Source organism: Catenibacterium sp. AM22-6LB, assembly GCF_003435615.1.
Classification (GTDB): domain Bacteria; phylum Bacillota_I; class Bacilli_A; order Erysipelotrichales; family Coprobacillaceae; genus Catenibacterium; species Catenibacterium mitsuoka_A.
Genome location: NZ_QTUM01000004.1, coordinates 46490 through 73483, shown reverse-complemented (window position 1 = coordinate 73483; position 26994 = coordinate 46490). Strand labels below are relative to the sequence as shown.

Sequence of the window (26994 nt, the reverse complement as noted above, 5' to 3'; positions counted from 1 at the left end):
TTTGATTATATATTTGTGTCCGCGCAACGAAGGCGCGGGGAAATGGAGGAAAACATGAATAATATAAAAAAATATCCTGTTACTTATACACTACTTGCATTATGTATACTTACTTATATAGGAACAACATTATTATTTAGTATGGATATGAATGCGTTGCAGGGCTTAGCTTGTGGAGGATTTAATCCATATTATGTTCAAGTTACTCATCAATATTATCGTTTGATTACTGCAAATTTTATTCATTTTGGCTTAATGCATATAGTAGTGAATTGTTATTCTATGTATAATCTTAGCTGTTTTGTAGAATATTTGATGGGCTCTAAAAAGTATTTGATAGTCATACTTGTATCCATGCTTTCTACTACTGGTCTTCCTTATATCGCTTATTTATTATTGGGCATTGGAGCCCATACAGTAAGTGGCGGTATCAGTGGGGTCATTTTTGGGATCATTGGTGCTATCGGTGCGCTTTATTTGTTCTATCCTACACAGCTTCGCGATATTGCAAGAAACCTAGGAAGGAATGTCTTACTGATGTTGTTTATTTCTTTTATTGTACCGACAATATCTTTATCCGGTCATGTAAGTGGCATGATTGGCGGATTTGTTTCAGCTTATATTATTCTTTATATTACAAAAAGAAAAAGACAGAAGTTCTTCTATAGTTCATAAAGCGTTGATATAATTTATACAAGAGGTGAGTCTATGAATATTGCGATTGTCTACAGTCATACAAGTAAATATGCACATATTCTTGCATCACAGATGGCAAAAACTGCAAGAACACAGGCAATTCCCTTTCAGGACTTTGATTTTCATGCCCATGTTGATCTTCTTGTATTAGGATTCGATTGTCCATGCTTTGGTAAACCAAAGGAAGTGGAACAATTCATTATGCATCTTAATCGTCACTATGTGAAGAATATTGCCTTATTTTCTACATTTATGTTCTCATCAAAAGCACTTGATGATATCTCTGATTTATGTATGAAACAGGATCTTCCGCTTATGCGTGAACAATACTGCTGTAAACTTCCAATAGAACTTCATGCTCATTTATCAGATAATGCGATCAATGGTGGTGTCATCTATGTAGATGATATGATTAATATATGTAGAGATTATTATTGACAGCGTGAAGCTGTCTTTTTTAATGCATAAAAAAATACTCCCGAAGGAGTATTATTCAATCACCATCGCATTTGGAATAGGTGCTTTTGGATCTTCTTTATTAAAGTGATCATAGTAAAGAATACCTTCAAAATGATCTAATTCATGCTGTAAGCAGATAGCTGTAAAGCCTCTTGCGACAATAGTCACTTCTTGATCTGTTAAGGCATCATATCCCTTAACAGTCACTTTAGCACTTCTAGGTACAATACCTGGCTGATCTTCAGGAACAGACAAGCATCCTTCACCATTCTTTAAATAAGCCACTTTGACTGCATTTGCTACAATACGTGGATTAACAAGTGCCCACTGATCACACTTTACAATATTACCTTCTTCATCTACAGAAGGAATATAAATTGCACACATTCTTTTTGGAATACCAATCTGAATAGCCGCAATACCTACACCTGGTCTTAAATCATACTTTTCAGCTTTTTCTTCATCCTGAGAATCTACAAGATATTGATACATTTCCATTAAGGTATGACGATCTTCATCACTTAATGGTAAAGATACTTCTTTAGATTTCTCACGAATTAAAGGATTTTTATCATCAATTACATTTTTCATGCTTAACATTCTTCGTTTCACCTCTGTGTAATTATAACAGACTCCTTCGCTTTTTCCAATTATGTATACCCTATTTTCTTTTAAGCCTATTTCATGTATAATATTTTTTAACATAGGAGGTATTTTAACATGTATGATTATCCATTAGAACCAGATTGGTCAACAGAAGAAATTATCGAGGTTGTTGGGTTATATAATGCAGTAGAACAGGCTTATGAAGAAGGTATTAGTTCTAAAGAATTCATGGAACATTACCGCGCATTTACGTCTATTGCAGATTCAAAAGCATTACAAAAACAATTAGATAAAGCTTTTGAAGAAGCATCTGGCTATTCTATTTATAAAGTATTTAAACGTTCTCAGGAAGAAGAGTGGGTTAAACTATGAACTTCATCAAGAAGACACAAATGATGTTTAAACGTACTGGTACAGATAAAACCATCTATGCCTGTACGATTTTTCTCGCATTATTTGGGATTGTGATGATTGGAGATGCTTCTGTAGGTATGTCGGCAAGTGAAGGATCTAATTTTGCGACTAAAAACCTATTGAAACAATGTTTATTCGTTATAGTAGGCTTAGGTTTTATGTTCTTATTTGCGCGTGCCTATAAAACACGTCGTATATCAGAAACATTAATGCTTGTCACTTATGGTGTATGTATTCTTATGATGTTGACATGTATAATGTGGACAATCAATAATTCTCATGCCTGGATCAAGATTGGTCCATTTACTATTCAGCCTGTAGAGTTTATGAAACTGACTTTGATTATATTGTTGAGTTATATATTTGGCGTCTTACCAGATCAGATACGTATTTCTCCACGTTTATCAAAAGAGAAAAGAAATAAACTTATCTGGCGTAAAGCAGTTGTCTGTGTGTTCTTTCCCGCATTTCTTGTCGTTTTCGCATTTTTAATCTGCTGGAAGGTACAGAAGGATATGGGAAGTGGCTTGATATTATTCGTTATGGCAACATGCCTATTCTTTGCGACACCATCTCAATACTATCGTCCCTTTAAGATTATTGGCTTAATTGGAGTATTGTTTCTAGTGCTTATCTTTATTCTGTTTCATAATTTTTTCTTAAAGAGTCATCAGATGGCTCGTATCTCATCATGGCTGAATCCATTGAAAGATATCTATGGTACTAACTATCAGATCATTAATGGTTTTGTAGGATATACAAATGGCGGTTTAATTGGTCGTGGGTTTGGAAACTCTATTATGAAATTTGGTTATATCCCAGAAGCACAGAGTGACTTTATTTCATCTATTATTGTAGAAGAATTAGGACTTGTAGGTTTTGCAGCTTTCTTTATTCCTTATTCTATTATTATTTATAGACTCTTTAGATATGCTTTTGCGATTAAGGATTCAAGAGAAAAATTAACACTTATTGGAATTGCAAGTTATTTCTTTGTTCATTTAATGGTTAACGTAGGTGGTGTATCAGGACTTATTCCAATGACTGGTGTGCCTCTCCTATTAATTAGTGCAGGTGGAACTTCTACCTTAGTTGCTTTAATAGGAATTGGTATAGCTCAGGCCATTATTGCGAAATATAATCGTGAAAAGAAGCAGGAGGCTATTGAGAAATCATTATGATCTATGACTCAATAAAAGAACTCATTGATGCAATTAAAGAAGAGGAATGTTTTAAAAACTATCACTCTTCTTTAAGTGTATTTGGTAAGCCGGAAGTTAAATCTTTGATGAATGAAATGAATAGACTTAAGGAAGAAAAGGAAGATTTGGCACGCTTTGGCAGCTATTGTGACTCGTCACATATACAAGAACGTATCACAGATATAAGAAGAGAACTATATCGCTTGCCAGAGATGAATGCTTATTTAGAGTCTTATAGTGAACTCAATAAGATGTTAGATGAAATTACAGATATTGTCTTTGATGATATTAGTGATGAACTCGCAAAGGGAAGGATTGGAAGAAGTTATGCGCGTTATAGCAGGTAAATATAAAAGTAGACAGTTAAAGGCTGTCCCTACAAAATTAACTCGTCCTACGACAGACAAAAATAAAGAAAATCTTTATAACATGATTGGTCCTTATTTTGATGGAGGAATTTGTCTTGATTTATTTGCAGGAAGTGGAGGCCTTGGTATTGAAGCATTAAGTAGAGGAATGGATGAACTTTATGCAGTAGATAAACAATATAAGGCATTTCAGGTTATTAGAGAAAATATTAATAGTTTAAAGATCACAAATGCGCATGTAATAAAGGCTGATTATCGTAAAGCTTTAGGTACTTTTAAGGAAGAAGGAATCAAGTTTAGTCTTGTATTATTAGATCCACCTTATGGTATGAAAGTTAATATGGATATTATCCATACATTAAAGGATAATGGAAATTTGATGGATGGCTGTATTATTGTGGTAGAAGACTTAACTGAAGAAAAGCTTGAATATGAAGCACCATTTAGACTTATTAAAGAAAATAATTATGGTATTACTTGTTTACAGATTGTGAAATACGAGGAGGCTGCAATGTGATAAAAGCAGTATATACAGGGACATTTGATCCTGTGACCAATGGCCATCTTGATATCATTGAACGTGCGTCTAAGATGTATGATGTACTTTATGTGACTATTTTTATTAATCCACATAAGACATGCTTATTTACTGTAGAAGAACGTATGGAGATGTTAAGAGAAGCAACGAAGCAGTTTCCTAATGTTGTCATTGACGAAAGCAGTAGTCTTGCTGTAGAGTATGCAAGGGAAGTAGGGGCACAGGTATTAGTGCGTGGTTTACGTGCAACAGAAGACTATAACTATGAGTCTCTCATGTGCTTTACAAACCAGTATTTAGATGACGGCATTGAAACTGTCTTTCTAATGACACGTCTTGCTTATACATTTGTATCTTCTTCATTTGTGAAAGAAATCGTATCTCATAAACATAGTGTAGAAGGACTTGTACCGGCATGCGTTGAAAAAAAACTAATAGAAAAATACAGGGGGTAGATTATGCGTTTATTATTAAAGAATGCACATTTGTATCGTCATCAAGCATTTAGTGATACAGATGTATTGATTGAAGATGGCATCATCAAGAAGATTGGTGCATGTAATGAGGAAGCAGATCAAGTAATTGATCTTCACGGAGCACTTTTATCTCATAACTTTATTGATATCCATACACATCTTCGTGAACCTGGCTTTGAACATAAAGAAACTATTTCTACAGGTAGTGCATCTGCACTTTATGGTGGATATGGTACTATTGTTGCAATGGCCAATACATTACCTTGTATGGATGATAAGGAAACTATTGAAGATTTCACTAAACGTTGTGAAAAGGATGCACAGGTAAAAACATATACTTATAGTGCGATTACAGAAGAACTAAAAGGTCAGAAGGTTGTTGATATGGAAGAAAATATCAAACAGCCTATTGTGCTTGGTTTCTCTGATGATGGTAAAGGTGTCCAGAAGGATGAAAAGATGAAGGAAGCTATGACTCGTGCAAAAGCTCTTGATTCTATCATTGTTGCTCATTGTGAAGATGAATCAGAATTACATGGTGGATGTATTCATGAAGGTCATTATGCGAAAGAACATGGCTTAATTGGTATCAATAGTGCAAGTGAATATAAACAGGTAGATCGTGATTTACATCTTGTAGATGAAATTCACAATAGATATCATATCTGTCATATTTCTACAAAAGAAACAGTGGCCTTGCTTGGTGCAAGTCGTGCACGTGGTGAAAGAGTCAGTGGTGAAACATCACCTCATCATTTAATTTTGACAGAAGACAACATTCAGGATTGTCATCCTAACTATAAGATGAATCCACCTCTTCGTACAAAGGAAGACCGTGATGCAATCATCAAGGCAGTGAATGATGGAGTCATTACTGTTATTGCGACAGACCATGCCCCTCATGCAAGAGATGAAAAGAGTAAACCAATTGATAAAGCACCATTTGGAATCATTGGCTTACAGCATGCCTTCCCACTTATTTATACATATATTGTAGAAGAAGGCTTAATTAAATTAGAGACAGTTCTTGATTGCCTCACTACTGGACCTGCCAAGACATTAAATTTAGATGCTTCTATTGAAGAAGGTATGAAGGCAGATCTATGTGCATTTGACTTAAATAAAGAATATACAATCAAAGAAGAAGACTTAAAGTCTAAAGCATGCAATACACCATTCTTAGGATGGAAAGTAAAAGGTGCTTTAATTATGAATATTGTCGATGGACAATTATTAGTGGAGGAATAACATGAAGAATTATCAGGATTTTCTTACAATCAACTACAATAAAGAATTAATTCCTGGTCTATTTGAAATGGAACTTGAAGGAGAAGGGGCTCGTTTTATTACAGCACCTGGTCAGTTCATCAATATTAAGATTAATGACTCACTTCAGCCATACTTAAGAAGACCAATGAGTATCTTGGATTATGATGATACACATATTAAACTTATTTATCGTATTAGAGGTGAAGGAACTAAGATTCTTTCAGAAAAGAAACCAGGAGAGAAACTAGATGTATTAATCGGGTTAGGTAATGGTTTTATTGATACTGATTATAATGAAGTGATTGTCGTAGGTGGGGGAAGTGGTACACCACCTATGTATGGTCTAGCAAAAAGACTTATTGAAAAAGGCGTAAAGATGACTGCAGTACTTGGATTCAATGGTTCTTATGATGTGTTCTATGAAGAAGAATTCAAGAAGCTTTGTCCTACTTATATTTCAACAATGGATGGCACTTATGGTACTAAGGGTACTGTCATTGATGCTATTAAAGAAAATAACTTAACTTTTGATCATTACTATGCATGTGGTCCAGAACCAATGTTGGATGCATTAGTAAAGAACTTCCCAGACAATGGTTCTCTTTCTTTTGAAGCAAGAATGGGATGCGGCTTTGGTGCCTGCATGGGATGTTCATGTAAAGTAAAAACTAAACCATATAAGAGAATTTGTGTAGAAGGACCTGTCCTTTCTTCAGATGAGGTGATTATCAATGGCTAATTTACATGTAAAACTACCAGGACTTGATATGAAGAATCCTGTTATTCCAGCGAGTGGTACTTTTGGATTCGGTTATGAATTTACTAAGTTCTATGATATTAATGTATTAGGCTCTATGAGCTTAAAGGGTACAACTCTTGAACCACGTTATGGTAACCCACTTCCACGTATTGCGGAAGGACCTTCTGGTTTACTTAATGCGATTGGTTTACAGAACCCAGGTGTTGATGAAGTCATCAAGACTGAATTAGTTAAACTAAGAGAAGTCTATTCAGGAAAAGCTATTGCGAATATTGGTGGCAGCTGTGTGGATGATTATGTACAGACTGCTGCAAAACTAACTAAAGAAGACTGTATTGGCGCATTAGAACTTAATATCAGCTGTCCTAATGTTCATGCAGGTGGTATGGCAATGGGGACTGATCCTGCCATGGCTGCCCAAGTCACTCGTTCAGTTAAGGCAGTGATTAATAAGCCATTATATGTCAAACTATCTCCAAACGTCACTGACATAGTCGCAATTGCGAAAGCAGTAGAAGAAGCAGGGGCTGATGGTATCTCAATGATTAATACTCTTGTTGGTATGCGTTTTGATATCCATTCAGGTAAGCCTATTATTGCGAATAAGACAGGTGGTTATTCAGGACCAGCAATCTTCCCAGTCGCTTTAAGAATGGTTTACCAGGTATCTCAGGCAGTAAATATCCCAGTTATTGGTATGGGTGGTATTTCTACTGGTAGAGATGCAATCGAAATGATGATTGCAGGTGCAAGTGCTGTACAGGTTGGTTGTGCTAACTTAGTAGATCCATATGCATGCCCTCGTATTATTCAGGAAATGAATGATGAACTAGATGCAATGGGTATTGAAAATATCACTGATATTATCGGAAAATCCCATCAATATAAATAAAGAGTGCTAAGCACTCTTTTTTATGTTATATTAGAGGATGCGAATAAGGAGGATTACAAATATGGAACTTAGTCAATTATTAAACCCTAAACAATTAGAAGCAGCCACTTATCTAGATGGACACCTAAGAATCATTGCGGGTGCTGGTTCAGGTAAGACACGTGTTGTCACATATCGTATAGCATATTTAATTGAAGAAGTAGGAGTCAATCCTCATAACATTCTCGCTATCACATTTACTAATAAAGCAGCCAATGAAATGAAAACAAGAGTAGAAAACATTCTAGGTACATCTTTAGGTACAACAATCTGTACAATCCACTCTTTATGTGTCAGAGTACTTAGACAACACTCTACTGCCATTGGTTATCCTCATAACTTCATTATTATGGATGAGGAAGATCAGAAATCGCTTATTAAAAAGTTATATAAAGAAAAAGAAATAGATCAAAAATCAATCAGTATCAAATCTATGATCAACTATATCTCTTCATATAAGGTTAACTTTGTATCTCCTGCCAAAGCAGTACAGCTCGCTGGTAATATGCCAGGAGAAAAAAAGAAGGCAGAAATCTATGCCATGTATGAAAAGTATAAAGAAGATCATAATATGATGGACTTTGATGACCTTTTAGTCAATACATTAAAGATCTTCCAGGATAATCCTGATATTGTATCAAGATGGTCTAGACGTTATCAATTTGTCCATGTCGATGAATTCCAGGATGTTGGCTCTATTGAATACAACCTTATTCATTACTTTGCTCAGGATTCTATTGTCTGTGTTGTAGGAGACCCAGACCAGACAATCTATTCATTTAGAGGCAGTGATGTGAACTATATCATGAACTTTGATAAAGACTATCAAAACGTTAAAACTGTTATACTAGATCAGAATTATCGTTCTACAAAAACAATCCTTGATATCTCCAATAATCTTATTAAGAAAAACAAGAACAGATTAGAAAAAGACTTATTCTCTGAATTAGAAGAAGGAGATAAAGTTATTCATTATGCAGCAGTAAGTGAAGATGCAGAATCAAAATATATCTGTGATACAATCCAGAAGATCACACAATCCGGTGTATCTGAATCCCATATTGCGGTACTCTATCGTGCGAATTATTTATCTCGTTCTATTGAACAGGAAATGATTCGCCGACAGATTCCTTATAAGATCTTTGGTGGATTAAAATTCTTTAATCGTAAAGAAGTCAAAGATGCTTTAAGTTATATTAGATTAGTCGTTATGGGTGATGATTTATCATTTGAAAGAGTCGTCAATACACCATCTCGAGGAATTGGTGCGAAGACTCTAGAAAAAATCACCCTTACAGCCTCAAGACATGGTATCTCTAATTATGAAGCAGTCTGCTTCTTCTTAGATGAAACAGGTGTAGGCGGTAAAGCTAAAAAAGGACTCAAAGAACTTGTAGAAGTGATTGAGAAAGCAAGAGTTTCTGATAAGAGCTTAGCTGATATTTATGAAGATCTATTAAAGGATACAGGTTATTTGAAAATGATGAAGGATGGGCAGGAAGATAACCGTATTGAAAACTTAATGGAATTAAAGAATTCTATTGATACTTATGTCAATACTCATCCAGAAACACCTGATTTTGAATCATATTTACAGGACATTGCCCTCTATACATCTCAGGATGAAGAAAAGACAGGTGACTATGTCTCACTTATGAGTATTCATATGGCTAAAGGACTAGAGTTTGACTATGTCTTTGTATCAGGTCTTTCTGAAGGAATCTTCCCTTCTGAAAGAACAATGAGTGAAGGGGGAGATGAAGGATTAGAGGAAGAAAGAAGACTTGCATACGTTGCCTTTACGCGTGCTAAAAAGCGTCTTTATTTGACTGATAGCCAAGGCTTTAGCTTTGTGTCCCAATCTCCTAAGGTCACATCTCGATTTGTAGATGAAATAGGGCGAAATCATGTTGAACATGTCGGAAGACCTTCAAAGTTTAAGACACGTAATTATGTTCATGAATCTTACACAGATTTAATTGGAGATAATGGTGTCAATGACTGGAAGGTGGGAGATTTAGTCAACCATGATATATTTGGTAAGGGTGTTGTTGTCAAAGTAAATGGACCACTTGTCGATGTTGCCTTTGAAGTTCCTCATGGAATTAAGACTTTAATGGGAAATCATCATGCTTTAAAGCGCTTATCAAACTGATTTTTAAGTTTTATTATGAAGAGAATTTTGTTATAATACGAAAAGAAAAGGAATGAGTAAGATGTCATTTGAAAGACTTAATGAATTAAAAGCCTTATTAAATAAATATAACTATGAATATTATGTACAGGATACTCCTACTGTCAGTGACCAGGAATATGACCGTTTAATGGAAGAACTCATCCGTATTGAACAGGCCAATCCTGCTTGGATTACAACAGATTCTCCCAGCCAGAGAGTAGGAGGAGAGGTCTTAGAAGGGTTCAAGAAGGTGACGCATCAGCGTATGATGATGTCTCTTGGAGATATCTTTAATGAAGATGAAGTCTATACCTTCAATGATCGTGTCACAGATGTGATTCCTAATCCTGAATATATATGTGAACTGAAGCTTGATGGTTTATCTGTATCACTTGTATATCAGGATGGTGTATTACAATATGGTGCAACAAGAGGAAATGGAACAATCGGTGAAGATATCACCCATAACGTAAAGACTATTCGTTCTATCCCTTTACATATTGATTTTAATGGACCACTAGAAGTACGTGGTGAAATCATCATGCCTAAAAAGGCATTAGAAAGATTAAATGAAGAGCGTACTGAAGCAGGTCTTCCTCTCTTTGCGAATTGTCGTAATGCAGCAGCAGGTAGTATTAGACAATTAGATAGTCGTATAGCGGCAAAAAGAGGACTGGATGCCTTCTTGTATCATGTACCAGAAGCATCACAACTTAATGCTTCAACACATTATGAATGCTTAGAAAAGATCAAGGCTCTTGGATTTAAGACAAATCCTTATACACGTAAATGCAAGAACATTAAAGAAGTATGGAACTATATTGAAGAAGTCGCAAAAATTAGACCAACACTTCCATATGATATTGATGGTGTTGTTATTAAGGTTAATGATCTTAATTCACAAAGAAGACTTGGTTATACAGCTAAAGTGCCTAAATGGGCGATTGCCTATAAGTTCCCAGCAGAAGAGGTTATTACGAAACTTAAAGATATTGTCTTTACAATTGGGCGTACAGGACAAATTACACCTAATGCAGTGCTAGAACCAGTACGTGTTGCAGGTTCACTCGTACAGCGTGCGACACTTCATAATGAAGACAATTGTATCCGTAAGGATATTCGTATTGGTGATGATGTTATTGTAAGAAAAGCAGGGGATGTTATTCCAGAAGTTGTTTCTTCTATTAAAGAAAGACGTACAGGTAATGAAATACCTTTTAAGATGATTACAGTATGTCCTAAATGTGGTTCACCACTTGTAAGAAAACCTAATGAAGCAGCTTATTATTGTATGAATGAAGAATGTGATTCAAAGAAGATTGAAAAACTGATTCATTTTGCCAGCCGTGAAGCAATGAATATTGATGGACTCGGTGATAAGATCATCGAACAATTCTATAACTTAGGCTTTGTGACTTGTATTGAGGATATATATCATTTGGATGTACATGAAAAAGAAATCATGGATATTGAAGGTTTTGGGAAGAAATCCATGGATAAGCTACTAGAGGCAATCGAGAATAGTAAAGCTAATTCTTTAGAAAAACTCTTATTTGGGCTTGGTATTAAGGGCATAGGAGCCAAGATGGCTGATACACTTGCATATCATTTTGGTTCTATGGATGCACTTCTTAATGCGAATTATGTACAATTAACAAGCATCAAGGATGTAGGGGATACAATCGCTTCTTCACTTGCAGCATTTAAGCGTAATGAACGTAATCTAGAACTGATTGCACATTTGAAAGAATTAGGTTTAAATATGGATTATTTAAAGGTACGTGATACAGGTGATAATCCATTTAGAGATAAAACAGTCGTAATTACTGGGACACTTACACTTATGACAAGAAAGCAGATTAAAGACTATTTAACAAGTCAGGGTGCGAATGTCACAGGAAGTGTATCAAAGAAAACAGATTTAGTGATTGTTGGGGAAAATCCAGGATCTAAATATACAAAAGCAGTTGATCTTGGTATCTCCATCATGAACGAATCAGCATTTAAGGAGAAGATTATAAGTAACTGAATATATTGACTCTTGTGTTTGAATGTGTTTATATGCTCATAGAGGGAGTGTTAAAATGAACACATCAAATATCTCAAATTATAAACCAAAAGATTTTGCTTTATTAAAGAAACTTAAAAAACAACTTATTTGAGAACAGAGAAGTCTTTCTCGAAAGTATGAAAATCTAAAGAAAGGAGAGTTCGCTCAAAAAAGAAATATACAAAAATAAATGCTTAAGATACAGAAGTTTCATCGTAGAATTGACAATATTCGTACTGATTACATCAATGAGATAATCGCAGAGATAGTAAAAACCAAGCTATCTTATATAACGATTGAAGATCTAAACGTATCAGGAATGATGAAGAACAGGCATCTTTCAAAGGCAGTTGCTTCGCAGAAGTTTTATGAATTTAAAACAAAACTTCTAGCTAAATGCAAAGAGAATGGAATTGAACTTCGAATAGTAGATAGATGGTACCCATCATCTAAGACATGTCATTGTTGTAAGAATATTAAAAAAGATTTAAAGCTTTTAGATAGACTTTTCAGATGTGACTGTGGCTATATCGAAGACAGAGATTTCAATGCTGCACTTAATCTGAGAGATGCTACGACTTACGAAGTTGCATAAACAAACGCAAACGTAGGTATGTACCGAAGGCTATTTCGGGAATTTAAGACTATGGAGTGTACATGAACTTGTGAGTAGATATGATTTCGGTCAATCCAAAGCATACACGATGACATAGTAAGTAATGTTCGTGAGAACTTACATTATCTCGATGTGAGTATATTTAATCACATTTTGAGTGGCAGGCTAGCGGACTATGAATAAATTATTAAAAGCTCTTGTTAGTATCATGCTTATTTTTGCGACAGGATGCTCCAGCAAAACTGTAAAAACATCAAATAGTACAAAAGAATCATCTGCAAAGACATTTGATGGTAATTACTACAACATGATCAACAATGGTCGTTCAAAGAATAGTGAGAAGTTCTATTTAAACTTCAGTAACACAAAAGATTTAGTTACTATTGGTTCAGGATTGCAGATTCTTTCAACAAAGCATTTCTCAACAAATGATTATTATTTATCAGAAGGATTACAATTAACACCAACTGATTACAATAATCTATTAAAAAGAGACGCTGCAGGAACTAAAGAAGAAGATAAGAAATATCCTGATACATTACAGATAGAAAGTGGTAAGACATATGAAGGCTTGCAAAGTCCTGTACTTGTGTCTAATATCACTGAACAGGATTATTATAAGAAGAGTGGTTCTAGTTATGCCTTGAAGGGTATAAGTGTTGCTATTATTCTTGATCCTAAGGAACAGATTGATGGAAAGCTTTCTTCTCCTGCAATTACTTTAAGTGATGAAAAGTTAAGAAGCTATGCCCAGCAGTGTGTTAAGAAAGCATACAAATATATCCGTTCAAAGAAGAAAAAGCTTGCAGATGTTCCAGTTATGGTTGGTATTTATCGTGCGAATAATAATGAAATATCTGAGACAAATGGTAATTATATTTATGAATCATTCTGTGAAGGTGGCAGTGTCGGTACTTTAAAGAATGTGAATCATGAAAATGTATACTTTACAAGTACTCGTGCAACTAAGCTAGACCCAGCCACTGCATCAGAATTTGCAACTATCAAGTCTAACTTGAAGAAAGCTTCTACCGAAGCTGCCGGTTTAGTTGGGCAGGCCAACTATATCGATGATACGATCCAGACAATGAAAATCACAGCACACTTGAATATCAAGACATATACAGAATTACTATATCTGACTTCAGTGATTGCTGATAACATTAATAGTAAATTCACACAGGACTTTAATATTAAGGTTCTTGTGTATTCACAGGATGAATTGATGGCTGTGATTATTAAACAAAAAGGTGAAGATGCAAAGACATCTATATTAGAACAGTAGGAGGTCAATTATGGACGATACAGATTTAATGTTGAAAAAACTAGGAAGAAAAACCATGTTCAACATCACTGACGAAGAAATGCCAGCATTAAGAGAACAGTATGAAGTATTCATGAGCCATGTACAGGCTCTTGATGAAATTGATACTGAAGGTGTAGAACCTCTCGCATTCCCTTATGTGGTTGAAACAACATTCTTAAGAGAGGACGAACCTAATCATGTAATCAGTACAGAAGATGCATTAAAGAACTGCAAGACTGTACAGCGTAATCAGATCAGAGTTCCAAAGGTGGTAGGATAATGGTGACACATACTATTGAAGAATTACATGAACTTTTCAAAAGTGGAGAGTTAGATGTAAAAGAATATTATAAAGAATTATTTGAAGAAGCAAAGAAACAGCAGGAAAGACTGAATGCCTTTGTAACTATTACTGAAGATGAAGCATATAAGGCTATTGAAGCTCCTATGACTGATGATCTTTTATCACATATTCCATATGTTTTAAAAGATAACTACAACACTAAGGGTATTAAGACAACTGCATCTAGTAAGATGTTAGCTGATTATGTACCAGTATTTAATGCTCATGTTGTTGATTTGTTAAATAAGCATGGTGTTGGTTTAGTAGGTAAGGCTTCTATGGATGAACTTGCTATGGGTGGTACTAATAAATCAGCTTTAACTGGTCCAGTACACAACCCTTGGGATACAAGACGTATTTCTGGTGGTTCATCAGGAGGATCTGCAGCACTTGTTGCAAGTGGTTTGATTCCATTTGCACTTGGTAGTGATACAGGTGACTCAATTAGAAAACCAGCAGGTTTTTGTGGGATTGTAGGTTTTAAACCAACTTGGGGTAGAATCTCTCGTTATGGTGTTATTCCTTATGCATCTTCTTTAGACCATGTTGGCGCATTTACTAGAAATGTACGTGATATGGCGATTGTAACTGAAGCATTAGCTGGTAGAGATAATCGTGATATGACTTCATCAAATAGAGAAGTACCACATTACTTAGATAACTTAACTACTAATATTTCTAACTTAAAGATTGGTGTATTAACAACTGTATCTAATGAAGTAAGAAATGAAGAAGTAAAGAAAATTTTTGAAAATGTTGTTGAAACATTAAAGTCTCTTGGTGCAACAGTAGAAGATGTTGAAATGGATAAGAAACTCATGAAGACATTACTTCCTACATATACTATTATTGCCAACTCAGAAGCAACAAGTAACCATTCATGCTTAGATGGTGTTAAGTATGGTGATAGACAGCAGGGTGATACACCTGATGATGTGATGATCAATTCTCGTACAGATGGTTTTGGTGATCATATTAAGAGAAGATTCATTCTTGGTAACTTAGCTCTTGCAACTGAAAATCAGGAAAAGATGTTCAGAAAAGCACAGAGAGTAAGAAGACTTGTAGTAGATGAATTAAATAAGATCTATGAAAACTATGATATCATCATTGCACCTAATGGCGGAGGTGTTGCACCTTTAATTGATGAAGCAGCTGAAGATTATTTAAGTGATGAATATATTATTCTTGAAAACTGGTTATGTCTTGCCAACTTTGCAGGTACACCATCTATCTCTATCCCTTCTGGATTTGTAGATAATATGCCAGTCGCTGTCAATATTTCAGGACGTATTTTTGAAGAACAGACTGTCTTGAACTGCGCCTATGCATTAGAAGAAGCATTAGGATTCAAGAACCAGTATAAGAGGGAGGACTAAAGATGGATTACGAAAGAGTCATCGGGCTAGAAGTACATTGCGAATTAAAGACTAATTCAAAGATGTTCTCTGCTTCACCAGTTACATTTGGTGAAGATCCAAATACAATGATCAATGAAGTAGACATGGGTATGACAGGTACATTACCATGTTTAAATAAAAGAGGTGTAGAATTTGCGATTCGTGTATGTCATGCATTACATATGGAAATCGATGAATTACTATGCTTTGACCGTAAGAACTACTATTATTCTGACCTTCCAAAAGGTTTCCAGATTACTCAGGATAAAAGACCTATCGGACGTAATGGTTATTTAATGATTGAAGTAGATGGAGAAGAAAAGCGTATCGATATCGAAAGATTACATATGGAAGAAGATACAGCTAAACAGCTTCATTTAACTGATTATTCATTAATTGACTACAACCGTGCGGGTATCCCACTAATTGAAATTGTCACTAAGCCTTGTATCCGTTCAGGTAAAGAAGCAAGTGCTTATCTTGAAGCATTAAGACAGGTATTCTTATATACAGAAGTATCTGATGCAAAGCTTGAAGAAGGCTCTATGCGTTGTGATGTTAACGTATCTATCCGTCCATTTGGTCAGGAAGCATTTGGTACACGTACAGAAATCAAGAACTTAAACTCTATCAGCAACGTTCAGAAGGCTATTGATTATGAAGCAGGACGTCAGCAGGAAGTTATTGAATCTGGAGGAGAAGTTCTTCAGGAAACAAGAAGATATGATGAAGTAGAAAAAGTGACTACAGTGATGCGTTCTAAAGGGGATGCTGTAGACTATAAGTACTATACTGAACCAAACATCTTACCTATTAGATTAGATCATGCATGGGTAGAACAAATCAAAGATGAATTACCTATGATGGCTGGAGAAAGAGAAAAACATTATGAAGAAGAATATGGTATTCCTAAGGTAGATGCGAAGATTCTAGTTTCTACTAAGTCTATGTCTGATTACTTCAATGAAGTAATCAAATATACTAAGAACTATAAGAATGCTTCTAACTGGTTATTAGGTGATGTTTTAGCTTTCTTAAATAAGAACAACCAGTCTTATGATGATATTGAATTAAATCCAGAATATTTAGCTAAATTAATCAATTTTATTGAAGATGGTACTATTTCTTCTAAACAGGCTAAAAAGGTCTTTGAACCAATGATGACAGAAAATAAAGATCCTGAAAAGATCATTGAAGAAAAGGGTATGAAACAGATTTCTGATCCTAACGCTTTAAAAATTATGGCGAATGAAGTATTAGATGCCAACCCACAGTCTATTGAAGACTATGCGAATGGTAAAGATCGTGCTGTAGGATTCTTAGTAGGACAGGTTATGAAGAAGTCTAGAGGACAGGCTAACCCAGGTATGGTTAACAAGTTGCTTGTTGAACTTCTTAAAGAAAGAATTAAATAACTATACTTTACTTTATATCTTTGGTAAAATAGAAGGGTAAAGTAGGTGATTAATGTGTCCAAAGAAAGATTTCATTTTGATGATGAAGAAGATGTAGTTATCCAGACACCTAAGAAGAAGGCTGAAAAGAAGCCAACTCCTAAAGAAATGGGTATAAAACCTTCTAATAATTCAAAAAAGAAAATTAAAACAAGATATATTGTGCTTGGAATCGTTGCAGTACTTGTACTTGCACTTGGAATCTATTTATATAGTGCTTTAAAGGATGAAGGAGCTATATATGGTGATCGTTGTGAAGGACTTGTAACAGTTCAAAAGAGTGTCTTAGATGATACAGTCAACGAAGCTAAATCTAAACATAGTTCTATTGCATCTATGAATATTGAAACAGCATGTAAGCAGTTCAAGGTGGATATTGAATTTACTAATGGTACATCAGTTAAAACTGCTGAAGAAATTTCAAAAGATGTTGTAAAAATTCTTGATTCTAAAGGTGGTCAATCTGCTTATGAAGGATCTGACTATACAGAATTACTTAATAAGCATAATGGTGTAAAACAGTATGAAGTAAACCTTTATTTAACTGGTGGTAATGATACTGATTTCCCAATGTATGGTACAAAACAGGCAGGTAAGGATGATATCGCCTTTACTCTTGCATCTGTAAAGGATCAAGAAACAACAAATAAAGCGAAAGCAACAGAGCAATAAAAAAGCGATTTCTAATCGCTTTTTTTAAGTGAGGAGGATATGTATGAATAAGAGAGATCAATTTGTAGGTGAATGTATCGATTATACACATGATGGTTTAGGTGTAGTAAAGCATGATAATACAACTATTTTTGTGAAGAATCTATTACTTCATGAAACAGCTAAAATTGAGATTATTAAGGTGCTTAAGAGTTATTGTGTAGGTAGAGTAGTAGAATTAAAGACACCTTCTAGTGAACGAATAGAGTCAAAATGTGACTGTTTTAAACAATGTGGTGGTTGTTCATTAATGCATATGTCAGATCAAGAACAACAGTCTTTTAAGACTAATAGAGTGAAAGAAACATTCTTAAAGATTGCCCATCAGGATTTGAGAGTCAATGCTTGCTTAATGGATCAAGACCCTTATCATTATCGTAATAAGGTACAGGTTCCTTTTGGAATGCAGGATGGACATATTGTCTCTGGATTCTATAAAGCACGTACAAACGATATCATTAATAACGATTACTGTCTTATTCAGAATGAATTCTCTAATAAGGTCATTAAACGTGTTAAAGAATTATTTGAAAAATATCATATCCAGCCTTATGATAAACTCACTAAAACAGGTAATATCAAGCATGTATTAACTAAGACAAGCTATCATAAGAATGAAGCCATGGTTGTATTTATCTCGTATAAGAAGAAAATTTCACATATCCATGAAATCATTGATACTTTAACTCATGAATATCCAGAAATACGTACAATTATTCAAAATATTAATTCCCGTCATGATAATGTGATTCTAGGAGAAGAAGAAAAAGTACTATATGGAGAAGGGTATATTGAAGATACACTTCTAGGTAATACTTATAAGATTTCTATGAAGTCTTTCTATCAGATTAATCCAAGACAGGTAGAAGTACTCTACTCTAAGGCGATTGAATATGCAAAATTTAAACCAACTGATGTAGTCATTGATGCATATTGTGGTATTGGTACTATTTCTTTAACTCTTGCGAAACATGTTAAGAAAGTCTATGGTGTAGAAGTCGTTCCACAGGCAATTGTAGATGCAAAAGAGAATGCTGAAAGAAATCATATTACAAATGCGGAATTTGTATGTGATGATGCAGGTCATTTCATGACTGAATTTGTAGAAAGAAATGAAAAGGTGGATTGTGTTATGGTGGATCCACCTAGAAAAGGATGTTCTACTGAATTCCTAGAAAGATTGAATACACTGTCGCCTGAACGTATTGTCTATATTTCATGTAATGTAGCGACTCAGGCAAGAGATTTAACTTATTTGGTAGAGAAGGGGTATAAGCCTCTAGATGTACAGCCAGTTGATATGTTTCCACATACACCCCATATCGAAAATATCTTGTTGTTAAGTAAATAATATGTTCCCATTTAGTGATGATCCTCGTACTGCATGTATAGTATGCAGTCATGTACTTAATAAAGAAGAACCTATTACTTATATCTCTCATGATGAAGATGGTATGTGGCAGTTCTTATGTAGTAAAGAACACACTACAGATGATGCAAGGATTGTATCTCTAGAAGAAGTCTATGCATTAGACCCTTCTATTGGTGAAGTAGCAGATATGCCTTGTGGTTGTTATATGAATAAAAAGTAAAGTGAAGCCTATGTAGGGGGGCTTTATATATTAGAAAAAGTAGAATTTGATCAGATAATGAATATTGACTTAAACTATGCTAAAAATAATGATTCTATTTCTGTTGAAGAAACTTTTAAACGATTAGAAGAAGACATACAATTAAATTTGGTTATGAGAAAAACTTCTAAGAGATAGTGAAATACCTATTTTTTAGGAACCTTTAATTTTTAAGGGGGGTCAATAAAAAAATCGCTTTAAATTATTGGGGGTTTCCACTTGTAAAGGGCAGTCAGAAATGACTGCCCTTTAGTGCGCTCATATTACTTCTATTTAAATGTTTTATTAGTTCTTTTTCTTATAAGATCCTCTCTTTTTTCCTTCTCTTTTAATTGTTTCATTAATAGCATAAGATGAAGGATTAGAGGATTTATTAAGAGAATACATTAGTCTATTTCTCATTCTTGCAAAGTTCTGATATCCACATGCATTTGAAAGTATCTTATCTATTCTAGAATTGATTCCTTCTACTGGTCCATTAGATATTCTTCGACCATCTATTAAATCAAATGATGCACATATTTCGTCAAACCAGTTTATAAGAGTTCCAGATAATGATATGAAGCCAGTGATTCCTGATGTTGCATATTCTTGAATTATTCTTGAAAGCCATTCTCTGCAGTTTTCGGATGTTGCATAATGATTAAAGGCTATATAATGTTCCTTTAGATTGTATGCTTCTGTTAGTTCATTATCTATGCTCAGGATTATTTCAAGCAGTTGATGATAGTCTATGTATCTTTTAAGCTTCTTGTTGTATCTAGCCTTGTTGAACGGAATATCATTGTAGTTTTTCAATATAAGGAAGTGAAACTTTTTGAGAAGATAATATTCAGTACTATCTTTTTGGTATCTTTTGCCTACTTTAATTCTGATATCATCTACTACTTTATTGATATTTTTTATGACATGAAATGAATCGCATAACAATACTGCCCCAGAAAAGTATTGATTCCTTACAAATCTGTACGTTTCATACATATCGATAGAGATATATTTGACTTTAGCGAGTTCTTTTTTATCGATTATCTGAGTATAACTTGACCATGCCTTCTTGGTTCTTCCATCAATGATATCTACAATTTCCACGGTCTTAAAATTAAGAATAACACACATGTATCTGTTTTGTCCTTTATGTCTCCAGTGCTTCTCATCAATACATATAATCTCAGGTAAAGGCTGTCCACGCATCTGACCATACTTATCAAATATTTCAACAACTTTAGTAGGACTTGTGTTAAAGAATCTAGCAACCAGTGAAAAAGTAGTTGTAGGTTCTTTAAGTTTATTCATGATTTCCAGCTCTGAAGTTTGAGATAATCTACTGTGACTTTTCTCTGTGAATGGGTTTTCCTCTGTCACTACCTTATTACATTGGGGACATACTAATCTTCTCTTTTTAAGTATTAGAGAAGTGTTCTTGCCTCTTATCATGTTATGCATGACTTTACATTTTCTATAGTCCTTAATATTCATTCTACTGCCGCATTCAGGACAGGAGATAATGGTTCTCTTAAGAGTGATATAATAAATCACTTCTTTTTTATTAATTTCAATCTTATGAGACTGTACAAAGGATTCATAATCCCCTAAAATAATTTTTAGATCATTATTCAATTTGTGATCTCCTTTCGCTTTGATTTAATATGAGCAAATTAATGATATAGCGAAAGGTTTTTAATTACATAAAAATAGTTGAAAAAGTGGGAGCCACAGTGTGACCCCCACAGATTTAAAGGTGCTGTTTCCAAGACCCCCAAATATTTAGAGCGAAGGTCTGACCCCCACAAAAATTAAAGACCCAGTATTGTAGACAGGGAGTGACTCTCTGTCTTTTTTATTCACATAGCAAGATAGTTAATATGTGGTACATAGTCATTACACAAAAAATATTTGAACGCCTAAAAAGATACTTTATAGGAAAGATACTTAAAACATTGTTTGAGTAAAAGTAGTATTATGTAGTTAAGGAGGGATAGATTATGGAACATACACCTGTTACTCAAGAATACTTAATTGATTTATACAGAAGCTTGATTATTAAACGAGATGAGTTAAAGAATAATGTTGAAGAGAATGAGAAGAAATATTATCAGATGTTTAGAAATTTGTATAAAGAATATTATGGCCTCATGATTGAATGCATTTTCTTAAAGAAAAGACTTGCCTATTGTCAAAGGTGCAATAATCTTCATATCAAGATATATAAAGAAGAAATAGACAGTTACATAGATGCTGTGAAAGAAGATTATATGCATCAGTTAGAGATTTTAAGGAATCATAAACAAAGAATAAAGAAATCTCTTAATACTGATGGAATGAAACAGGCAAAGAGGATATTTAAGAGAATCATCAAAAGAATAGATAAAGAACATCCTTTGTGGGAACGTTCCATTGATTCATATAGATATAATGATTTAAAAGAATTGATGAATATAGAGGCACTGGTGGATTATGAGACACATTCTACAAGACATAATATAGATATTATCTATCTCATGATCAGAATAAATAGTATAAAAGAAGAAATTGATTTTTATGTCAACCAACCACCTTACTCACCTCAAGAAAAAGAAAAGAGTCTGAAGAAGGAAATATTGAAATATAGATCATATAGAAATGATTTAAATAAACAATATCATAGTTTTACAAAAGTCATGCATGCATGTTAGGAGGAGCACTTATGAGCAAGATGAGAAATATGGTTTTAGAAGCTGTACAAATGAATGGTATAGAGAATGTGATTATGCCTTTAATGAATGAAATATTCTTATCTTTTACTGATATTGCAGGAACACGTTATGTAGATAATCAAGATGTATTTAAAGGACTTGAGAAGAATGTACCTCTTCTATTAGAAAGAGAAGCAGATAATAAATATGATAGTAATGCGATTAAGGTGATGACTACAGATAGGGAAAAACTTGGGTATATTCCAAAGAAGGATAATAGTGTTTTTGCTAAATTAATGGATGCGGGTAAGATACTTCATGCAAGAGTGTATTCATGTTATGAGGCTGATTATGATCAGTGGTGTGTGTCTATTAAGATCTGTTTGATGGATTTCTAGTTATTCACACAACAGAAAGTAGAATACGTGATACATAGTCATTACCAAAAAAAACAATTGACCGAGAGTACCTACCGACTGTTATCCTAGATATAGGAGGATTATGAGATGAAGAAATTAGTAGCTTATTATTCTAGAGCGGATGAGAATTATTTTGGTGGTACAAAAAAATATATAGAAGTAGGAAATACAGAAAAAGCCACAAAAATGATTGCGGATATGATAGGGGCTGACTTATATAAAATAAAACAGATACATCCCTATTCAGCTGATTATGATACATGTGTTAAAGAAGCAAAAGATGATTTAAGGAAAAATGTAAGACCTGAGCTGAAAAATATGCTTGAGAGTATTGATGAGTATGATGAAATATATCTAGGTTATCCTAATTATTGGGGCACTATGCCTATGGCTGTCTATACTTTCTTGGAAAGTTTTGATTGGAATAGTAAGAAAATCTATCCGTTTTGTACACATGAAGGATCAGGACTCTCTTCTACTGAATCAGACATTCAGAAATATGCAGAAGTAATGAAAGGTATTGCAATCAGAGGTAGTGATGTAGATACTTCACAAAATAGAATTAAAGAATGGCTAATAAAAAAGTAGAACATATAACAGTTCTACTTTTTTATGTACTTTCTACCAGATGCATCTGGTATATTTAATTCTGAACGATATTTGGCTACTGTTCTTCTAGATATTTCAATACCTTTATCTTTTAAGAGATTGGTGATTTTCTGATCACTTAAAGGCTTTTTCTTATCTTCATTATTAATAACTTCTTTGATTGTTTCTTTGATAGAATCAACAGAGTTATCTTCTGTTCCCTTTGGAATGAGATCACTTAGAAGAATAAAGCCCTTATCACAATATATATATTTATCCTTAATAGCTCTACTGATTGTAGATTCATGTACTCCAAGTAACATAGCTAAATCTTTTTGCAGAAGTGGATGGCAAGAACCTCCATTCATAAAGAAATCTTGTTGATAGTCTAGCAAGAAGACCGCAATATCATATATTAGATTCTTTCTTTGGGTGAGACATTGTTGCAGCCAGGAAACTTGTCTTAGTTTAGATTCTATATATTTCTTAGTTTCTTTACTTTCTGATTCAAGAGATAAATAGCCTGTATTGATGTTTATATCCTTATAGATTACTGGATTTAATTGTACAGCATTATCCTTGATTATTATATCTGGTACAGGATAATTGACTTCAATAGAAGAACTAAAGCTACTGGCTGGACGAGGATTTAACGTTAGGATGATTTGTAGTAGTTCTCTTACTTTGTTTTGTGATATGCCAAGTTTCTTAGAAACGGCATGATAATGACTTTTTGAAAGATCTTCTAAGCATTCTTCAATAAGTTGTTTTGTCTTATAAATATCTTCTGTTTCTTCGAGGCGCTCTAATTGAAGAAGAAGACATTCCTTTAAAGTGGCTGCACCAAGTCCAGGAGGATCTAGCTTGGATAATGCATTTTTAGCTTCTATATATTCTTTCTCATCACATTTTAGATAAGTACAAATATCTTGAATTGAGAGACGTAGATATCCATTATCATCTAATAACTCTACAAGAGATTCTACTAATTCTTTATTGTCTATATCCTTGTTTATTAATTGCCAGTGAATGTTTTCCATTAAAGTCTGTTCTGATTTTCTTGAAAGACCATCGATATCAAATTCTTTTCCTATATCAGAAGTACTTTCTATCATATCATCAGTATCTATTAATGGATTTTCAAAAGAAATCTTCTCTATGTGGGCAAGAAGTTGTTGGACGTCCATCTGTAAGATCTGATTCTTTTCAATCTGTTTCTGATATATTTGATGTTTTTGACCTTGTTTAAGTTCAAGCTTCATCTAAGCCTATTGGCTCCTTAATAACTTTGTTCAATAATTCATACAATATAGATAATTCATAATTATCTATATGAATACGATATTTCTTTTCTACATCCTGGAAAACAATTTTTGATATACGATAAAACTCTTTCTGTGCTGGATTCGTAGGTTCTTCTTCATCATCCGTATCATCTGCAGTCATTAAGCGTTCAAACATAAATGCGATATGCATATAAAGATTCAATCTTATATGACCTGACATCTCCATCTTATAGTAATCCTGATAGCGATGAAGAATCATTTCTACATCCTGAATAACAACTGTAGGATTGAGGAACTGTAATCTGCTGACAATACCCTCGATTGTAAAGAATCTTACAAATTCATTCTTCAATGCTTCAAATTGTTCTGGTGTAACTACACTTTTTAATGCATTCCATAGGTTTTCTTCACCATGGCCATCTAATATATCATAAACACTCAGCCAGGGTGTTGAAATACCATCATGAAGAGGAGATGTTGTCAAAATCATAAGAGTCTGATCAAAATTCTTAGATTCATCTTCATTGAGTAAATCTAAGAGTTTCTTATATTCCATAGTCACAAAATCAAGGCCACACTCTCCTAATGTCTTCTTCATGATTTCCTGTATCTTTTCTGCGATACCTACACCGGACATACATGAAATAAGAATATTCTTATTCTTAGATAATCCTTCAAAGAACTGAACATCAAAGCTGTTAATCTTTTTTGTGCTTTCTACAATTTGTTCAAAAGAACCATGACCTAGCATCTTTAAACCGACATCTAATGCAATAGCCGTAGAAACATTATTAATAATCAATAAATCGCCGGATAAGTTATTCTTTATTTTTGAATACATACTGCTTAATGATCCTGTATCTACAAGTAAGATCAATCCTTTACCCTTGGCAGAATGCAGGAGATAGTTCTGTACTTTTTCTACAGTCTGATTAAGTGTTGTATCCATAGGCATATCAATGCCTTCCATAATAAAGGTACCACACGCCTGATTGACAACCTTGGCAATACTAGATGCTGTTGTATCACCATGTGCTGCGATGAGGCCATTTAATTCAAGAGATTCACTGATATATTCATGAATAGCTAACGCAAATAAGAAAGCAAGATTATCTTCTAACTGTAATTCATACTTCTTTAGTTCAATAATGATGCGATTTGCAACATAGAAAGCTTTAGGGCATGATTGTTCAAAATATGCTTTAAGTTTCCATTCCTGTTCCTTATCAATGTGCATTTGATTGAATATTGCATAAAGAATATACAATTCTTTACCACATGAATCATTCATCTTTACACCATATCGAATCAATATATCTTTACAAATCTGCGTAAAGAAACGCTGTTCTGTTAAGTTGTTATGTGTAGGATTAATCTTTCTTAAAATTGCGCGGAAATTCAAATAGAGCTGGTCAATCTGGCTCCATGATGCAGTCTCTATCTTATGAAAGAGATCGATGATTTCGATATGATATTCATCATAGTATTCCTGATGGATATATTCTTCAGGTTGATTCCATAGAATGGATATTTCCATATTACGTTCAGTCTGAAATCCTGTTGTATTGACAGGTATATCTCCCCCTGCATGAATAAGTTCTGCTTCAGAAATAAGAAGATTGTCTTCTTTACCGTGTTTGAAATAAGCTTCTGCACAGCTGACCTGAATTAAATTTCTTAATCTACCAATATTACCAGGGAACTTAGAGAAACAAAGCATTTTGACAGCACCACTAGAAATAGTGAGGTTCTTTTTAATCTTTTCTGCTTCTTCTTTATAGAATGTTTCTATGAGTTCTATACGTTCCTGTAAAGGGCGTTCTGTAATGTTAGGAATAGTAATCTGTAATGTAATTCTTCTTCTGAATGTTTCTAATAAGACTTCCTGAGGGTTTTCTGTTGTCGCAAATATGAATCGTACGTTTGAATTTCTCCATTTAGAATCACCAAGAGGACGATATTTACCTGTATCCATAAATACAAATAACTTTTCCTGGTTCTCAAATGATAAACGATGTACTTCATCTAAGAAAAGATAACCACCATCTGCTTCTTGAAGTAATCCCGTCTTATCAGAATCAGCCCCTGTAAAGCTTCCTTTCTTATAACCAAGTAATGTAGCTGAAAGAAGTTCAGGGTTATTTGCATAATCTGCACAATTCAACACGACAAAAGGTGCTTTTTTATCAATACTTCCTGTCTGTAATGCATGCTTATAGATGAGTTTTGCGATATAGCTTTTACCTACACCACTTTCACCAATAATAAGAATAGGAAGACCATTAGGTGGATAAGAAACAGATGCTTTACACATTTCTACTATTTTCTTATGACTTCCTGTTGCACCAATCATAGAATCAAATACTTCTGAGTCTAACTCTTCTTCAACAGATGCACTCTGTTCTTCTTTTTCGATATACCAGTAAGTCGGTCTTGTATCTGTTTTTTTTACTTTCCCCTCATCAAATAGCTGATTTAAATAATGTGTCACAATCTGTCTGCTTAAATGTAGATTGTCTGCAATCTGAGATGTAGGGATCTTTTCAGACTCATTTAAGCATTCTTGAAGTGATATATAAACTTTATCTTTTACATCCATCCTGATACCTCCTTGCTCTTAATT

At 34.0% G+C, this 26994-nt stretch carries 27 protein-coding genes; 23 read left to right on the top strand and 4 right to left on the bottom strand.

Translation table 11 applies throughout. The annotated features are described in order from the left end of the window. Positions 1–54: 54 nt before the first annotated feature. Positions 55–675 carry a rhomboid family intramembrane serine protease gene (locus DW269_RS02205; RefSeq protein ID WP_117458365.1) on the top strand — a complete coding sequence of 207 codons (621 nt, stop codon included), beginning with the start codon at positions 55–57 and terminating at the stop codon, positions 673–675. Positions 676–708: 33 nt separating this feature from the next. Beyond that, the gene (locus tag DW269_RS02200) at positions 709–1134 is read left to right on the top strand and encodes a hypothetical protein (protein ID WP_117458364.1); all 426 of its coding nucleotides are present in this window, start codon (positions 709–711) and stop codon (positions 1132–1134) included. A 51-nt stretch (positions 1135–1185) separates the two neighbouring features. Here DW269_RS02200 and def read toward each other — a convergent pair whose 3' ends face one another. Beyond that, positions 1186–1755 carry a peptide deformylase gene (gene def / locus DW269_RS02195; protein ID WP_117458363.1) on the bottom strand — a complete coding sequence of 190 codons (570 nt, stop codon included), beginning with the start codon at positions 1753–1755 and terminating at the stop codon, positions 1186–1188. A gap of 120 nt (positions 1756–1875) precedes the next feature. On the opposite strand from def, the gene DW269_RS02190 reads away from it, so the two are divergent. The 18 genes from DW269_RS02190 (at position 1876) to DW269_RS02105 (ending at position 19367) form a co-directional block, all read left to right on the top strand. Beyond that, positions 1876–2133, top strand: coding sequence for a UPF0223 family protein (locus tag DW269_RS02190; protein WP_022424706.1), 258 nt, complete (start codon positions 1876–1878; stop codon positions 2131–2133). Next, positions 2130–3356, top strand: coding sequence for an FtsW/RodA/SpoVE family cell cycle protein (locus tag DW269_RS02185; RefSeq protein ID WP_117458362.1), 1227 nt, complete (start codon positions 2130–2132; stop codon positions 3354–3356). Before DW269_RS02190 ends, DW269_RS02185 begins: the two co-directional genes overlap by 4 nt. Further along, the gene (locus tag DW269_RS02180) at positions 3353–3724 is read left to right on the top strand and encodes a YlbF family regulator (RefSeq protein WP_117458361.1); all 372 of its coding nucleotides are present in this window, start codon (positions 3353–3355) and stop codon (positions 3722–3724) included. The genes DW269_RS02185 and DW269_RS02180 overlap by 4 nt, the downstream gene beginning before the upstream one ends. Continuing rightward, positions 3705–4262 (top strand): 16S rRNA (guanine(966)-N(2))-methyltransferase RsmD, encoded by a 558-nt coding sequence (gene rsmD / locus DW269_RS02175; protein WP_022424709.1) that lies wholly within the window; start codon positions 3705–3707, stop codon positions 4260–4262. The genes DW269_RS02180 and rsmD overlap by 20 nt, the downstream gene beginning before the upstream one ends. Beyond that, positions 4259–4738 carry a pantetheine-phosphate adenylyltransferase gene (gene coaD / locus DW269_RS02170; protein ID WP_117458360.1) on the top strand — a complete coding sequence of 160 codons (480 nt, stop codon included), beginning with the start codon at positions 4259–4261 and terminating at the stop codon, positions 4736–4738. Before rsmD ends, coaD begins: the two co-directional genes overlap by 4 nt. Positions 4739–4741: 3 nt before the next feature. Next, the gene (locus DW269_RS02165; RefSeq protein ID WP_022424711.1) at positions 4742–6007 is read left to right on the top strand and encodes a dihydroorotase; all 1266 of its coding nucleotides are present in this window, start codon (positions 4742–4744) and stop codon (positions 6005–6007) included. Position 6008: 1 nt separating this feature from the next. Then, complete coding sequence (locus tag DW269_RS02160) at positions 6009–6767, top strand: dihydroorotate dehydrogenase electron transfer subunit (RefSeq protein WP_117458358.1); 759 nt, start codon at positions 6009–6011, stop codon at positions 6765–6767. Then, positions 6760–7680, top strand: a complete 921-nt coding sequence (locus DW269_RS02155) for a dihydroorotate dehydrogenase (RefSeq protein WP_117458357.1) — start codon at positions 6760–6762, stop codon at positions 7678–7680. The genes DW269_RS02160 and DW269_RS02155 overlap by 8 nt, the downstream gene beginning before the upstream one ends. Before the next feature lie 61 nt (positions 7681–7741). Next, positions 7742–9874 (top strand): ATP-dependent helicase, encoded by a 2133-nt coding sequence (locus tag DW269_RS02150; RefSeq protein WP_117458356.1) that lies wholly within the window; start codon positions 7742–7744, stop codon positions 9872–9874. 61 nt (positions 9875–9935) lie between these two features. Further along, complete coding sequence (gene ligA / locus DW269_RS02145; protein ID WP_117458367.1) at positions 9936–11924, top strand: NAD-dependent DNA ligase LigA; 1989 nt, start codon at positions 9936–9938, stop codon at positions 11922–11924. 211 nt (positions 11925–12135) lie between these two features. Beyond that, on the top strand, positions 12136–12540 hold the full coding sequence (locus DW269_RS02140) for an RNA-guided endonuclease TnpB family protein (RefSeq protein WP_199412121.1): 405 nt from the start codon (positions 12136–12138) through the stop codon (positions 12538–12540). A 196-nt stretch (positions 12541–12736) separates the two neighbouring features. After that, positions 12737–13846, top strand: a complete 1110-nt coding sequence (locus tag DW269_RS02135) for a CamS family sex pheromone protein (protein ID WP_117458355.1) — start codon at positions 12737–12739, stop codon at positions 13844–13846. A gap of 10 nt (positions 13847–13856) precedes the next feature. Beyond that, complete coding sequence (gene gatC / locus DW269_RS02130) at positions 13857–14147, top strand: Asp-tRNA(Asn)/Glu-tRNA(Gln) amidotransferase subunit GatC (protein WP_006506605.1); 291 nt, start codon at positions 13857–13859, stop codon at positions 14145–14147. Further along, positions 14147–15589 (top strand): Asp-tRNA(Asn)/Glu-tRNA(Gln) amidotransferase subunit GatA, encoded by a 1443-nt coding sequence (gene gatA / locus DW269_RS02125; RefSeq protein WP_117458354.1) that lies wholly within the window; start codon positions 14147–14149, stop codon positions 15587–15589. Before gatC ends, gatA begins: the two co-directional genes overlap by 1 nt. A 2-nt stretch (positions 15590–15591) precedes the next feature. Then, positions 15592–17025 carry an Asp-tRNA(Asn)/Glu-tRNA(Gln) amidotransferase subunit GatB gene (gatB, locus tag DW269_RS02120; RefSeq protein WP_117458353.1) on the top strand — a complete coding sequence of 478 codons (1434 nt, stop codon included), beginning with the start codon at positions 15592–15594 and terminating at the stop codon, positions 17023–17025. A 54-nt stretch (positions 17026–17079) separates the two neighbouring features. After that, the gene (locus DW269_RS02115) at positions 17080–17736 is read left to right on the top strand and encodes a hypothetical protein (protein WP_117458352.1); all 657 of its coding nucleotides are present in this window, start codon (positions 17080–17082) and stop codon (positions 17734–17736) included. Positions 17737–17779: 43 nt separating this feature from the next. Further along, a complete protein-coding gene (gene rlmD / locus DW269_RS02110; RefSeq protein ID WP_117458351.1) occupies positions 17780–19126 on the top strand; it encodes a 23S rRNA (uracil(1939)-C(5))-methyltransferase RlmD in 1347 nt (448 codons plus the stop codon). A gap of 1 nt (position 19127) precedes the next feature. After that, the gene (locus tag DW269_RS02105; RefSeq protein WP_117458350.1) at positions 19128–19367 is read left to right on the top strand and encodes a hypothetical protein; all 240 of its coding nucleotides are present in this window, start codon (positions 19128–19130) and stop codon (positions 19365–19367) included. 324 nt (positions 19368–19691) lie between these two features. Here DW269_RS02105 and DW269_RS02100 read toward each other — a convergent pair whose 3' ends face one another. Next, positions 19692–21023 carry an ISL3 family transposase gene (locus DW269_RS02100; protein WP_117458349.1) on the bottom strand — a complete coding sequence of 444 codons (1332 nt, stop codon included), beginning with the start codon at positions 21021–21023 and terminating at the stop codon, positions 19692–19694. Positions 21024–21388: 365 nt separating this feature from the next. Between DW269_RS02100 and DW269_RS02095 the strand changes: the two genes are divergently transcribed. The 3 genes from DW269_RS02095 to DW269_RS02085 all read left to right on the top strand — a co-directional run bounded on the left by DW269_RS02095 (position 21389) and on the right by DW269_RS02085 (position 23085). Further along, positions 21389–22078: a hypothetical protein gene (locus tag DW269_RS02095; RefSeq protein ID WP_117458348.1), complete on the top strand. Its 690-nt coding sequence runs from the start codon at positions 21389–21391 to the stop codon at positions 22076–22078. 11 nt (positions 22079–22089) lie between these two features. Then, the gene (locus tag DW269_RS02090; RefSeq protein ID WP_158546284.1) at positions 22090–22476 is read left to right on the top strand and encodes an HIRAN domain-containing protein; all 387 of its coding nucleotides are present in this window, start codon (positions 22090–22092) and stop codon (positions 22474–22476) included. 108 nt (positions 22477–22584) lie between these two features. Continuing rightward, positions 22585–23085, top strand: coding sequence for a flavodoxin (locus DW269_RS02085; RefSeq protein ID WP_117458346.1), 501 nt, complete (start codon positions 22585–22587; stop codon positions 23083–23085). 14 nt (positions 23086–23099) lie between these two features. Here the strand turns inward: DW269_RS02085 and rpoN are convergent, their stop codons facing one another. Together rpoN and DW269_RS02075 are read right to left on the bottom strand one after the other, a co-directional pair. Continuing rightward, complete coding sequence (gene rpoN, locus DW269_RS02080) at positions 23100–24347, bottom strand: RNA polymerase factor sigma-54 (protein WP_117458345.1); 1248 nt, start codon at positions 24345–24347, stop codon at positions 23100–23102. After that, positions 24337–26970 (bottom strand): sigma 54-interacting transcriptional regulator, encoded by a 2634-nt coding sequence (locus DW269_RS02075; RefSeq protein WP_117458344.1) that lies wholly within the window; start codon positions 26968–26970, stop codon positions 24337–24339. Before DW269_RS02075 ends, rpoN begins: the two co-directional genes overlap by 11 nt. Between the last annotated feature and the right edge of the window lie 24 nt (positions 26971–26994).

Excerpts from the sequence above, each read along its gene's own strand:
- rlmD (WP_117458351.1), top strand. The coding sequence starts at position 17,780 with ATGAATAAGAGAGATCAATTTGTAGGTGAATGTATCGATTATACACAT.
- rsmD (WP_022424709.1), top strand. The coding sequence starts at position 3,705 with ATGCGCGTTATAGCAGGTAAATATAAAAGTAGACAGTTAAAGGCTGTC.
- DW269_RS02090 (WP_158546284.1), top strand. The coding sequence starts at position 22,090 with ATGAGCAAGATGAGAAATATGGTTTTAGAAGCTGTACAAATGAATGGT.
- DW269_RS02140 (WP_199412121.1), top strand. The coding sequence starts at position 12,136 with ATGCTTAAGATACAGAAGTTTCATCGTAGAATTGACAATATTCGTACT.
- DW269_RS02135 (WP_117458355.1), top strand. The coding sequence starts at position 12,737 with ATGAATAAATTATTAAAAGCTCTTGTTAGTATCATGCTTATTTTTGCG.
- DW269_RS02075 (WP_117458344.1), bottom strand. The coding sequence starts at position 26,970 with ATGGATGTAAAAGATAAAGTTTATATATCACTTCAAGAATGCTTAAAT.
- DW269_RS02200 (WP_117458364.1), top strand. The coding sequence starts at position 709 with ATGAATATTGCGATTGTCTACAGTCATACAAGTAAATATGCACATATT.
- ligA (WP_117458367.1), top strand. The coding sequence starts at position 9,936 with ATGTCATTTGAAAGACTTAATGAATTAAAAGCCTTATTAAATAAATAT.
- DW269_RS02160 (WP_117458358.1), top strand. The coding sequence starts at position 6,009 with ATGAAGAATTATCAGGATTTTCTTACAATCAACTACAATAAAGAATTA.
- DW269_RS02155 (WP_117458357.1), top strand. The coding sequence starts at position 6,760 with ATGGCTAATTTACATGTAAAACTACCAGGACTTGATATGAAGAATCCT.
- DW269_RS02085 (WP_117458346.1), top strand. The coding sequence starts at position 22,585 with ATGAAGAAATTAGTAGCTTATTATTCTAGAGCGGATGAGAATTATTTT.
- DW269_RS02095 (WP_117458348.1), top strand. The coding sequence starts at position 21,389 with ATGGAACATACACCTGTTACTCAAGAATACTTAATTGATTTATACAGA.
- DW269_RS02150 (WP_117458356.1), top strand. The coding sequence starts at position 7,742 with ATGGAACTTAGTCAATTATTAAACCCTAAACAATTAGAAGCAGCCACT.
- rpoN (WP_117458345.1), bottom strand. The coding sequence starts at position 24,347 with ATGAAGCTTGAACTTAAACAAGGTCAAAAACATCAAATATATCAGAAA.
- DW269_RS02180 (WP_117458361.1), top strand. The coding sequence starts at position 3,353 with ATGATCTATGACTCAATAAAAGAACTCATTGATGCAATTAAAGAAGAG.
- DW269_RS02190 (WP_022424706.1), top strand. The coding sequence starts at position 1,876 with ATGTATGATTATCCATTAGAACCAGATTGGTCAACAGAAGAAATTATC.
- DW269_RS02205 (WP_117458365.1), top strand. The coding sequence starts at position 55 with ATGAATAATATAAAAAAATATCCTGTTACTTATACACTACTTGCATTA.
- gatB (WP_117458353.1), top strand. The coding sequence starts at position 15,592 with ATGGATTACGAAAGAGTCATCGGGCTAGAAGTACATTGCGAATTAAAG.
- gatC (WP_006506605.1), top strand. The coding sequence starts at position 13,857 with ATGGACGATACAGATTTAATGTTGAAAAAACTAGGAAGAAAAACCATG.
- DW269_RS02165 (WP_022424711.1), top strand. The coding sequence starts at position 4,742 with ATGCGTTTATTATTAAAGAATGCACATTTGTATCGTCATCAAGCATTT.
- DW269_RS02105 (WP_117458350.1), top strand. The coding sequence starts at position 19,128 with ATGTTCCCATTTAGTGATGATCCTCGTACTGCATGTATAGTATGCAGT.
- gatA (WP_117458354.1), top strand. The coding sequence starts at position 14,147 with ATGGTGACACATACTATTGAAGAATTACATGAACTTTTCAAAAGTGGA.
- def (WP_117458363.1), bottom strand. The coding sequence starts at position 1,755 with ATGTTAAGCATGAAAAATGTAATTGATGATAAAAATCCTTTAATTCGT.
- DW269_RS02185 (WP_117458362.1), top strand. The coding sequence starts at position 2,130 with ATGAACTTCATCAAGAAGACACAAATGATGTTTAAACGTACTGGTACA.